Origin of the sequence: Aequoribacter fuscus (assembly GCF_009910365.1) — a bacterium.
GTDB classification, from domain to species: Bacteria; Pseudomonadota; Gammaproteobacteria; order Pseudomonadales; family Halieaceae; genus Aequoribacter; species Aequoribacter fuscus.
On the sequence record NZ_CP036423.1, the window covers coordinates 1,244,626 to 1,255,646 of the forward strand.

Below are 11,021 nucleotides of genomic sequence, written 5' to 3' on the forward strand. Positions count from 1 at the left end.
CGTGGCCGATCTCTCGCGCAGAAACATTGGCTTAGGCAGTAAACCCGGGCTGATTGTCGTAGACATGAGTCTCGGGTTTACACAACCTGAATCGCCTTTGGGCGGGCATTTCGATTCGGTGGTGGCGGCGACCGCTACGCTCATTGAGGCCTGCCGTGCGCGAGATTTGCCTATTGTTTACACCACCGTTGTGTATGATCGAGACGAGGACGCCTCGGTATTTCGTGCGCGGTTACCAAGCTTGAATATCCTCAAGCGTGGCAGTGCATGGGTAGCTATTGACCCTAGGCTTGTACCGTCAGAGTCTGATTTTTTGGCGGAAAAGCACTTTCCCAGCGCTTTTGTGGGTACCAATGTGGATGCGTATTTACGCTCGCAAAGCGCGGATTCAGTCATTGTGGTCGGCTTGACCACCAGTGGTTGTGTGCGGGCAACGGCAGTTGATGCGCTGTCTCACAACTATCCCACGGTGGTCGTAAGGGATGCTGTGGGTGACCGAAATCCGGATGCCCACGAAGCGAACCTCCACGACCTGCACGCAAAGTATGTGGATGTATTGTCGCTCGAACAGACCCTACAGCTGTTGCCCAAGAGGTCAAAATCATGACCCGCGGTTTGAGCACGACGAAACCTAGAATGTTAATTCTGGGCTTTCGGCGTTTCAGTGAACTGGTGTACTCGGTTGTTGGTAAATACACTCAACAGATTGATTTATCGTTCCACGATTTGGGCGCATCGAGTAAGACCGATTTTGATGCCTTGATCGATCGTTATCATCCAGACGTCATTATGAGCGCGGGTGCAAATGCGGCCTATCTTGCGGATACCTTGGCTGTGCCTGTGGTGAGCCAACCGGTACGAGATGCCGATGTTATCGAAGCCTGTCTTAAAGCCAAGCAAGTAAGCTCTAAGGTGCACTTATTCACCTATGCAGAGCCCACCGGGGTTCAGGCGCGGTTGATCGCCCAGTTGGGTGACTTGTTAGGCATTACGGTGATCCATAAGTTTTACCGTACCTCGGATGAGGCCTCCGAGGTGTTTTATTTGTCGTTGGCGGAAAAGCCCGAGGTCGTGGTGGGTCCGAGTTACACCTGCCACATGGCGGAAAAAGAGGGTATTCCATCAATCTTGCTTTACAGTCGAGAATCCGCCGAGGACATGATTGAAAACGCGATGGCGGTTGCCCAGCGTTCCCTTCTACAGGCACGCCACTCGTATTTGCGCGATCACCTGTTCGAGCAAACTGAAGATTTGCTGTTTTTGCTTGATCCTGAAAGAAACATCTTGGAGCTCAACCCGAAAGCACAGCAAGCGTTAGGCGACGCTAGGCGTCTCAACAGCCGCCTGCGTCAATCCTGGCATTTGAACGATATCCAGAATGTTCATACTGAACGCTGGGTGGCACTTGCGAATGAACGCTACCTTCAGATCGTGGATGTACTTGAACATAACGACCATCTTCTGGGTTATTTGGTCCGCTACCGCCCGGTTCAGGCCATAGCTGCGGTAAAGGCGCCATCGATTAAAGCGGCGAATTTTGTAGTGAGTTCGCCGCGCATGAGCAAGGTGGCGTCTCTAGCAAAAACCTATGCTGTGGCGCACGGTGCGGTTTTAATTGTCGGAGAGTCGGGCACGGGTAAAGAGCATATCGCTCGCGAGATTCATCGTCATAGCCGCCATGCGAATGGTCCGCTGGTTGCGGTGAACTGCGGTAGCTTGCCCTCTGAATTGTTCGAGAGTGAAATGTTTGGCTACGAAGAGGGCGCTTTTACAAACTCTCGTCGGGGCGGTCATCGCGGTTTGCTAGAGCAGGCCAACAAGGGCGTCCTCTTTTTGGATGAAGTGGCGGAGATGCCGCTGGCGCAGCAATCGAAACTGTTGCGTATTTTGCAGGACAAAGTGCTCCGTCCGGTGGGTAGTGAGCGCAGCATTCAATTGGATTTGAAAGTTGTCGCAGCAACCAATCGTCCATTGTTTCAGGACGTTGAAGAAGGGCGATTCCGCGAGGATTTGTACTACCGCTTGAATACCTTTGCCCTGGAAATCCCCCCGCTTCGAGAGCGAAAAGAAGACATATCAGCGATCGCTGCGTATTACCTAGAGGTATTCGCGCAGCAGTACGGTTTAAGTGTCTCGCCGGACGAGATTTATGTAGACCTTAGTGCTCATTTTGAACGTTATCGCTGGCCAGGGAACGTTCGCGAGCTTGAAAGTTTTTGCGAGCGTGTTGTCGTGGCGCTCATGGTTGAGCCATCGGGTAATGTCACCGAAGCCTTGCTTCGAGCAAGTTTGCCCGAGCTGTTTAGAGAGGGCGCAGGGTTCACAGCGCCCGGTGCGCTTAAGCAGAATGAGCTGCAGGCCATAGAGTCTGCCATGCAGATGTATGACGGTGATCGACAAGCGGTTGCCGAGCATTTAGGAATAAGCACCACCACCTTGTGGCGGCGCTTGAAGACCTTAGAGCAAGGTCGCTAAGAAGAAAGAAGGTTAGCAGCAATACCCAAAATAGGCAGGAGGATGCCATGAACTTTAGAAAAAAAGTACTAGCGGGGATGTCTTTGTCGTTATTGGCCACCGGATACAGCGGTGTTTCAGTGGCGCAAGCATCTGGATTTACCTTGGAAGAGGTTGTTGTTACGGCTCGGAAACGCGCTGAGAACCTGCAAGAAGTGCCGATCGCAGTCACTGCTTTGGGCGAAGATACCATCGAAAGAGCGGGTATCGAGCGTGCAGATGATTACATTAGCTTGATTCCCAACGTGACGCTGGTTGATACCGCGAACATTGGTGATACGCAGGTCAGCATTCGCGGCATCGTGTCGACGCGCGACGCAGAATCCACTTTCGCCTATGTTGTCGATGGCGTGTTAAGCACAAACCCTAATAGCTTTAACGAAGAACTATTCGACGTTCAGCAAATTGAAGTGTTGAAAGGTCCTCAGGGCGCGTTATACGGCCGTAATGCCGTTGCCGGTGCCATTTTGGTGACTACCAAAAAGCCTTCAAACGAATTTGAAGCTAAGCTCACCGGTGGTGTGGCAAACAACAATGCCACGAAAGTGAGTGGCACGGTCAGTGGTCCCATCGTTGAAGACTCTGTCTATGGTCGTTTTTCGTTCAGTAACCGAGAAACCGATGGTTTCTACAAGAACACCTTTACGGGGCAGGACGACGCAGTAGATTTTCTTAAAGATCAAAGCTACCGCGGTCGCGTGATTTGGGATATCAGCGACACGACCAGCCTCGATATCCGAGCTGGATTTAGCAAAGCGGAAGGTGGCGCGATTAACTTTAACGCGGCTTTTGCCATTCCCCAGTTTGTGGCTGTGTTTGGTAGCCCGACCTTTGCGGTTGACGTAAACGATCAGCCGTTTAACTTCGTGTTTAACGTGCCGGGTGAAAACGAACAAGAAACCATGGATCTCGCAATCAAGCTGGATATGGACGCTGGCTTTGCCGATATGACAGCTAGCTTTTCGTACAATGACCTCGAGGAATACTTGTTGTCCGATGGTACGGCGGCGACGTTCTATGGGTACGAAGTAACACCTGCTTGCTTGGCAGATCGTGCATCATTGAATAGTTTTACGAGCGATTTCTTTGGTCCAGCTTTCCAGCCTTTCGGTGTTCTGCCACCTTCCGGTAGTGGGGCTGGTTACGATCCCTTTGCTGATGGCGCGAACTTTGCCGGTGTATACGGTCCTTATACGCCGTTGAGCTGCGATGGATATCAGTATCAAGAGCGCAATCAGACGGATATGTCGATAGACGTGCGGTTTACCAGTAAAGAAGATTCAGATGTACGTTGGATTGCCGGTTTTTACGTGGCAGAAATTGAGCGTGAAGTCGTGGTGGCCTACGGTGCCGACACTGGCGCGGGTTTCTTGCGTCAGCCTTACGTGCCCGCTAATGGCCCGAACCCAACCGATTTGCTGTTTTGGGATGACTTTGACACGTCCGTGGCGTCGGTCTACGGTCAGGTAGAATTCGACATTAATGACACTATGGAATTGGCCTTTGCCTTACGTTACGACTACGAGTCACGCGACGTCAATAACAAGGTGCCCAACGTGGCAGGGTCGGGTTTAAACGTGAACTTGCTGGATGGTAATTTCCAAGCCCTGCCGATTAATGCGGCTTTGGTGTCTAACCCTAATGGCATCCCTAGCCGTAGCGAGTCATTCTCGCAGTTACAGCCCAAGGTCACTTGGAGCTGGCAGGCGAGCGATGAAATCAACGTATACGCCAGCTATGGTGTGGGCTTCCGAAGCGGTGGCTTTAACTCGGTAGGAACCGAAGATACCTTAAACTTCTGGTTTAACGCAGGCTACGGCGGCCCGGGTGAGGCCGTTGGTGCGGGTATTTCAGTGCCCGACGCCTACGATAAAGAGGTCTCTACCAACATCGAATTGGGTGCGAAGGGCGAGTTCATGGATCGTCGCTTGCGCGTTAATGCGGCCTTGTTCCGCACCAACGTCGATGACAACCAGTTCTTCGAGTTTTTCGCTGGCCCCTTCGGTTTGCTGCGTAGCGTGACCACGATTGATGAGCTGTACATCGAAGGTTTTGAAGCTGACGTGAACTTTGTGTTGAACGAGGAGATTAGCCTGTTCGGCGGAATTGGTCTGATGAGCTCTGAAATTGAAGCAAATCGCCATCGCCCTCTGAGTGTGGGTAACGATGTGCCTCAGGCGCCGGAAAAAACAGCAACTCTGGGTGCCCAGTACGTCAAGCAGTTGGGTGAGGGTCTGGAGTTGAGCGTTCGTACCGATTGGCAGTATACCGGCGCTATGTGGTTCCATACGCTGCAAGGTGAAGAATCGCCCACCATCTGGAATGCATTCTTCGGGCCTGGCTTCAACTCGGACTTCCTAGATCCAGCGACGGGTTCAAACGCTCAGCGCGACGCCTACGATACGCTCAACTTGCGCATCAGCTTGTCGGGTGAGCAGTGGTCCGTAACCGCGTGGGGCAAGAACATCACCGATGAACTCTACTTGCAAGAAGTAATTCCTGCGCCTGAGTTTGGTGGTACATTTAACCACCCATCAGCGCAAGCTGCTTACGGTGTGGACTTTAGCTACCGCTTCTAAGCAAGACAGCGAATATCAGCCCGCCTCGGCGGGCTTTTTTTTTGCCCGCCAGATTTTGGTGTTCGAGACCTTACAAGAACACGTGTTGTGGGGCTATAAGTTAACCCAGGTCCCTTGGTGTGAATCATGTGCTTGCCTGAACACGAGCTGTGCACCTGCTCTCAACAGTGCTTACTAGGCGTTAGAGTGTTTGGCGATGAAGAGGGGAGAAGGGACAGGCCACCGCAGTGCGATGGCCTAAAAGCGCCTAGGCTTTTTTGTGCAGTACGACGGGTAGTTCGGTAATACCTCGGACGAACACGCTAAGCCCTCGTTTTGCTTCACCGACGACTTCGACGCGGTCAAAGCGAGCGAGGATTTCTTCCCACAGGATTTTAAGCTGCATCTCCGCCAGACGGTTGCCCATACAGCGGTGAATACCAAACCCGAATGCTAGGTGGCGCCGCAGATTGTCTCGGTTCAGATTAAACTGGTCGGCGTTGGGGAACACGCTTTCATCGCGATTACCCGAGATGTACCACATAACGACTTTGTCGCCAGCTTTGATGGTTTTGCCGGCAAGTACGGTGTCCATTTTGGCTTTGCGGCGCATATGTGCCAGCGGTGTTTGCCAGCGAATGGTCTCACTGACCATGCTTTCGATGAAACCTTGATCGGCTTTAACCTGTGCAAATTGCTCAGGGTTTTCGTGCATGGCGAGCACGCTCGATGACATGGTATTACGGGTGGTGTCGTTGCCGCCCACAATCAGAAGAATCAGGTTGCCCAGATATTCCATCATATCCATGTTTTTGGTGCTTTCACCGTGCGCAAGCATCGAGACAAAGTCAAACTTCGGGGGTTGGTTCACACGCTCGTTCCAAAGTTCAATAAATCGCGTGGCGCATTCTAATAGCTCGGCTTTGCGATGCTCTTCCGTTTCTACGATTCCGGTGCCAGGCGTTGCCGTTGCCACATCTGACCATCGTTTTAAGCGGGCCCGTTCCTCGTAAGGAAAATCGAACAAAGTTGCCAGCATGCGGGTTGTGAGTTCAACCGATACTTTTTCTACCCAGTCGAATTCTTCGCCGACGGGCAGCTCGTCCAGTACGGATTGAGTGCGCTCACGAATGAGCTTCTCGAAGTTGGGCAAGTTGGCTGGTCCGACAACAGGTGCGACCTCACGACGTTGCTGGTCGTGTTTGGGACGATCCATAGCGATAAACATGGGTAAATCGAAATCTTCCAGAGGTTCGCCGATGGTGATTATGGGCTCTGAGGAGAACACATCGTGCGCTAAGTCGACGGCCATAATATCTTCATAGCGCGTCACTGACCAATAGGGACCAAAATTGGAGTCTTCGGTGTAGTGCACGGGGTCGTCGGCTCGGAGTCTCGCAAACCAAGGTAATTCTTTGCCTGCCTCGAACAGGAAGGGGTTGGCCGGGTCCACCTCGTCGATAGGGAGTGTGAACGGGTCAACTGCGACCGCGTCACGCGGGAAATTATTAATATCTTCGAATTTTCTTTCAGCCATTGTTACCTCCATGAGTAGGCAATGATCTTTACTGTTAGTGGTGCTTACTTGAGTCTAAACCCAGTCATCGGCCATTTATAGGTCTGTTTGCGCCAATCGTGCGTATAGCCTTGCAAATGGAGGAACTATGTCAGCGGTGCTTTATTACGACGGTTTGTGCCCTTTGTGTGCGAAAGAGATGCGCATACTGCGGCGCTTGAAGACAGAATCATTGCAGCTTGTCGATATCCACGCAGCAAATTTGAGCGAAGATGAGAAGGCAAAGCGGTTACAGGTTTTACACTTGGAAATAGCCCCCGGAGACTACCTGCTTGGTGTAGAGGCGTCGGTGGCGGCGTGGTCATATACTTCTGTTGGTTGGGTCCTTCGTCCTTTACAGTGGCGCGTTTTTGCGCCGCTGGTGAAAGCCATTTACGCGCGTTGGGCTAAGCGGCGTTACGAAAAATTGTACGGCTGTTCTGCCGACTTAGGTTGCGAGAGATAATATGGATGCGCGTGACTACGTGATAGTCGGTTACGGCGGTATTGGCTCGGGTGTACTAGAGCAAATCTTGCAGTGTGCCGAGGTTGAAAAAGTTGTTGTCTTGTCTCGGTCAGCGCATCGTCATGCGGATGCGCGTGTGCAGTTCCGGCAAGGGGATGTGAGTTGTGCTGAGAGCCTCGCTCACGTATTTGCTGAGGTGTCGAGTCCTTGCTGTGTGATCAATACGATCGGGCTTTTGCACGGGGATAACATCTTGCCAGAGAAGCGTTTGGCAGATGTGCGCAAAGAGGCATTGCTGCGCTCGATAGAGGTCAATACTTATTCAACCATTGCGCTTGCGCAGGCGATTGAGCAGAACTTTTCGCGCAAACAGGCTGTCAGTCTAGTGGCACTCTCTGCGCGGGTGGGGTCGATCGGTGATAATAGATTGGGCGGGTGGCTAAGTTACCGAGTCTCGAAGGCAGCATTGAATATGGCGATTCGCACGGTCAGCGTGGAATGGCGGCGAACGCGTCCTCTTAACGTGGTAGTTGCGTATCATCCAGGGACGGTCGATACCGGTTTGTCACAGCCATTTCAGGGGTCGGTACCCGAGGGGAAACTGTTCAGTCGCGAGCAGGCCGGCAACTATTTGCTGGATGTGATTAACCAATTAGAGGCCGATGACAGCGGCTCATTTAAGGCTTGGGATGGGAGTGATATAGCGTGGTAGGGCAATGGTACGACAGTGAAGCAATTGCAAGTTGGGAGCAACGGTTCAGGGCCTCATTGATCAATAGTATAAGTGGCTACAAGCCCGCAAATTTGATTGGTACGGATGACGCGACGTCGGGTGAGAACTTGGCGATTATGAGCTCGGTGGTACACTTAGGTGCTGCACCGCCCTTGCTAGGACTCGTCATACGCCCTGATAGCGTTGACCGTCATACACTACGCAACATTCGCAGTAGTGGCTGTTATACGATTAATCACGTTGCCAGCGATTATTTCAAAGCGGCACATCAGACGGCCGCGCGCTACCCCGATGAAGTCTCAGAGTTTGATGCCGTCGGGCTAACACCGCAACGCCTTTCCGATTTTGCGGCCCCGTTTGTCGCAGAGGCTCCGATCAAAATCGGACTCGAACTGCGGCAAGAAATACCCATTGAGCTTAATGGCACGCACTTTATCATCGGCGAAGTGGTTCATTTGTTTGTTGGCGATTCCTTGGTCAGTGACCAAGGCGATCTCGATTTGGAAAAGGCGGGCGTGGTGGCATTGTCTGGATTAGACCGGTATTACCGTACCGAATTCATCGACAAATTACCTTACGCGAAACCGACGTAAAAAAATTGATGGTGCAGTGATCCGCCCACAGACTCGCGGCGTAACTACACCAAGTTCCCTACAGCCATCTCATCCACCCCCCCCTTTTTTGAGAGATGGCTTTGTACCCCGGCGATGCCGGGGTTTTTTTGTCAGGAGTTCAGTATGAAAACCCTGCTTGTTGTGTTAGCCATGTTGTTGTCAGCGTGTAGCAGCGTTGGCGTCGATCACTATGCCAACAATCAACCCGTGTTTATCGCCACTGAATTTTTCAACGGGCGCTTGGTGGCGCACGGTATGCTTAAAGACTTTAAGGGCCAAGTAACACGTCGATTTGTTGCCGATATTGATGCTTATTGGAATGACGAAGGGGTGGGTACCCTAGACGAACATTTTACGTTTGATGACGGTGAAAAACAGCGTCGAGTCTGGACTTTAACGCCCGACGGATCGGGGTCATACATTGGGACTGCGGGCGATGTGGTTGGACCGGCGCAGTTGAAGTTTGCCGGCAACAGCCTCTTTTTGGAGTATGTTTTGCGCATACCCTATGGAGACGGCACCCTGGATTTGACTGTTGATGACCGAATGTACCTCATTGACGAGGCGACTCTGCTGAACGAGTCGGCGTTACGTAAATTTGGTATTAAGGTGGGTGAGCTTACCCTCGTTATTCGGAAGGACCCTCGGTAATGCCGCGAGCGAGTTGGCTGCTGGGGTTAGCAGGGCTTATACCTTTCGTTGCGGGACTGTTGGCATTTATCTATCTAGAAGATTACCCAAAAACGCTTGGGCAACACACGTTTTTGCTGTACTCGCTTGCGATTATCTCGTTTTTGGCGGGCACTACCTGGGGGTGGGCGCAAGCCGCGCGTCCCCGTGATGGGGGTATTCAACTCTTGGTGAGCAATGGCATCGTGATTTTTGCGGTTCTCGCCATGTTAACGGCTAATCCGTTTTGGGCTCTAATTTTGCTTGCCGCAGCGTATTTAGTATTTTTGGGCTACGAGCGCCGAGTGCTTGAGCAAACAAACGATTATCGCCGCATGCGAGCCACACTGACCCTGTTGGTGGTAGCGCTGCATGGCGTCATGGTTACGGCACTTTCCTTAGACGCCTAAGTGCCGCAAAAGGTTCTGCCAAGCCATTCGCCCGGTTCTGGGCCACGAAGATCCTCGACACTGAGATCTTGCAGTGAAGGTCTTGAGGTGTAAAGCCTAAATAGTCTCGAGGTTTCTGTGTTGCTACCAAGCTCGGCGCTTTCAATGGCCGCTTCAATTTGGTGGTTTCTGGGTATGATGAGCGGGTTGCTTGCGTCACCCTGCCACTGGCCCTGCTCGAACGCGGACTCGTTCCAGTAGCGCTCAAGGCTTGCGTGCTGCGGTAACGCGCTCCGAACCAAATGTATACGGTCACGGTCGTCTTTTGATAGCGCCTCAATCAGTGCAAAGCTCAGAGTAAAGTCTAGCGATTGCTCCTCTAGAAAGTTAAGGAAGGGCTCGATAGTGCTCTGATACACGCTGTGGTCTTCACGTAGCCCGAGTTTGGCGGCAAAGAGTGAATTTCGATGCGTCTCAAAAGTCGGCTCAAAGGTACGTAAAATGGCTTCGGCCTCGGCGACTTTGTGGTCATCGGTGCCGGGCCAAATGGGTAGCAAAGCTTCTGCTAAGCGCGCTAGGTTCCACAAGGCGATATTCGGTTGCTGCGCGTAGCGGTACCGCCCACCGGTATCAATTGAAGAGAATACCTGCTGCCACGCAAACGCATCCTGGAATGCACAGGGCCCGTAATCGAGTGTCAATCCGCCAATTGACATGTTGTCGGTATTCATGACGCCATGAACAAATCCAATCGACATCCATTTAGCGACTAATTGAGCGGTGCGTTCCGTGACCAGTTTCAGTAAGTGTTGCGGTGTTTGGAGCTCTGCGGCTACCTGCGGATAATGTCGTGCAAAGGCCAAGGCCGTCAGTGCGTTCAATGCCTCTTCATCTTGTCGCGCCGCGGCGAATTGGAATGATCCAAAACGGAGATGACTGGGCGCGACCCTCACGAGAATGCCTCCGGGTTGTAAGCGGTCTCGGATAACAGTGTCGCCTGTTCGCAAAGCCATTAAGGCGCGCGTCGTGGGTACGCCTAGCGCATGCATTGCTTCACTGACTAAATACTCTCGAATCACGGGCCCGAGTGCCGAGCGGCCATCACCTCCACGTGAATAGGGCGTGGGCCCAGCACCTTTTAGCTGGATTTCCTGTACTTGGCCATTATGGTTTATGGTCTCACCGAGCAGGAGTGCGCGCCCATCGCCGAGTTGAGGGTTGTATTGACCAAATTGGAATCCGGCATACACGGTGGCTACCGACGTGTAGTCAGTAGATTTGGCGTTGCCAGAAAAAAAGTCGAGGCCTTCATTTGACAACATCCATTCATGGTTTAGGCCAAGCTGCTCCCCAAGAAACTCGTTAACCGCCAAGAAGTGGGGTGCCGAAACTGGCGATGGGGCGCATCGATGGTACAGCTGTTCGGGTAATCGCTGGTAAGACTGCTTCAGTTTCATGGAGGCGTTTCCATCGTTGTGGCTCAAGATTGGAAATAGTAAGGACAAAGCGTGTCTGTATAAAGA

Annotated in this window: 10 protein-coding genes; 8 read left to right on the plus strand and 2 right to left on the minus strand. The window is 52.2% G+C overall.

Annotation, left to right across the window (positions count from 1 at the left end; genetic code table 11):
- Position 1 precedes the first annotated feature (1 nt).
- Genes EYZ66_RS05520 through EYZ66_RS05530 form a run of 3 tightly spaced genes read left to right on the plus strand, consistent with a single transcriptional unit; the run spans position 2 to position 5,093 of the window.
- Positions 2-607, plus strand: a complete 606-nt coding sequence (locus EYZ66_RS05520; RefSeq protein ID WP_009576596.1) for an isochorismatase family protein — start codon at positions 2-4, stop codon at positions 605-607.
- The gene (locus EYZ66_RS05525) at positions 604-2,475 is read left to right on the plus strand and encodes a sigma 54-interacting transcriptional regulator (protein WP_050793446.1); all 1,872 of its coding nucleotides are present in this window, start codon (positions 604-606) and stop codon (positions 2,473-2,475) included. Before EYZ66_RS05520 ends, EYZ66_RS05525 begins: the two co-directional genes overlap by 4 nt.
- Before the next feature lie 47 nt (positions 2,476-2,522).
- Positions 2,523-5,093 (plus strand): TonB-dependent receptor, encoded by a 2,571-nt coding sequence (locus tag EYZ66_RS05530; RefSeq protein ID WP_009576598.1) that lies wholly within the window; start codon positions 2,523-2,525, stop codon positions 5,091-5,093.
- Positions 5,094-5,340: 247 nt separating this feature from the next.
- On the opposite strand, the gene EYZ66_RS05535 is transcribed toward EYZ66_RS05530, so the two are convergent.
- Positions 5,341-6,609: a cytochrome P450 gene (locus EYZ66_RS05535; RefSeq protein ID WP_160195614.1), complete on the minus strand. Its 1,269-nt coding sequence runs from the start codon at positions 6,607-6,609 to the stop codon at positions 5,341-5,343.
- A gap of 127 nt (positions 6,610-6,736) precedes the next feature.
- On the opposite strand from EYZ66_RS05535, the gene EYZ66_RS05540 reads away from it, so the two are divergent.
- The 5 genes from EYZ66_RS05540 to EYZ66_RS05560 all read left to right on the plus strand — a co-directional run bounded on the left by EYZ66_RS05540 (position 6,737) and on the right by EYZ66_RS05560 (position 9,519).
- On the plus strand, positions 6,737-7,093 hold the full coding sequence (locus EYZ66_RS05540) for a thiol-disulfide oxidoreductase DCC family protein (RefSeq protein ID WP_009576519.1): 357 nt from the start codon (positions 6,737-6,739) through the stop codon (positions 7,091-7,093).
- Between the two features lies 1 nt (position 7,094).
- Positions 7,095-7,805: an SDR family oxidoreductase gene (locus tag EYZ66_RS05545; RefSeq protein WP_009576518.1), complete on the plus strand. Its 711-nt coding sequence runs from the start codon at positions 7,095-7,097 to the stop codon at positions 7,803-7,805.
- Entirely contained in the window at positions 7,799-8,419 is a 621-nt protein-coding gene (locus EYZ66_RS05550) for a flavin reductase family protein (RefSeq protein ID WP_244948418.1), read from the plus strand. The genes EYZ66_RS05545 and EYZ66_RS05550 overlap by 7 nt, the downstream gene beginning before the upstream one ends.
- Positions 8,420-8,563: 144 nt before the next feature.
- The gene (locus tag EYZ66_RS05555; RefSeq protein ID WP_009576516.1) at positions 8,564-9,091 is read left to right on the plus strand and encodes a DUF3833 domain-containing protein; all 528 of its coding nucleotides are present in this window, start codon (positions 8,564-8,566) and stop codon (positions 9,089-9,091) included.
- Positions 9,091-9,519 carry a DUF3429 domain-containing protein gene (locus EYZ66_RS05560; RefSeq protein ID WP_009576515.1) on the plus strand — a complete coding sequence of 143 codons (429 nt, stop codon included), beginning with the start codon at positions 9,091-9,093 and terminating at the stop codon, positions 9,517-9,519. The genes EYZ66_RS05555 and EYZ66_RS05560 overlap by 1 nt, the downstream gene beginning before the upstream one ends.
- On the opposite strand, the gene EYZ66_RS05565 is transcribed toward EYZ66_RS05560, so the two are convergent.
- Positions 9,516-10,955 carry a protein adenylyltransferase SelO gene (locus tag EYZ66_RS05565; protein WP_009576514.1) on the minus strand — a complete coding sequence of 480 codons (1,440 nt, stop codon included), beginning with the start codon at positions 10,953-10,955 and terminating at the stop codon, positions 9,516-9,518. The two genes, EYZ66_RS05560 and EYZ66_RS05565, sit on opposite strands and share 4 nt — an antisense overlap.
- Between the last annotated feature and the right edge of the window lie 66 nt (positions 10,956-11,021).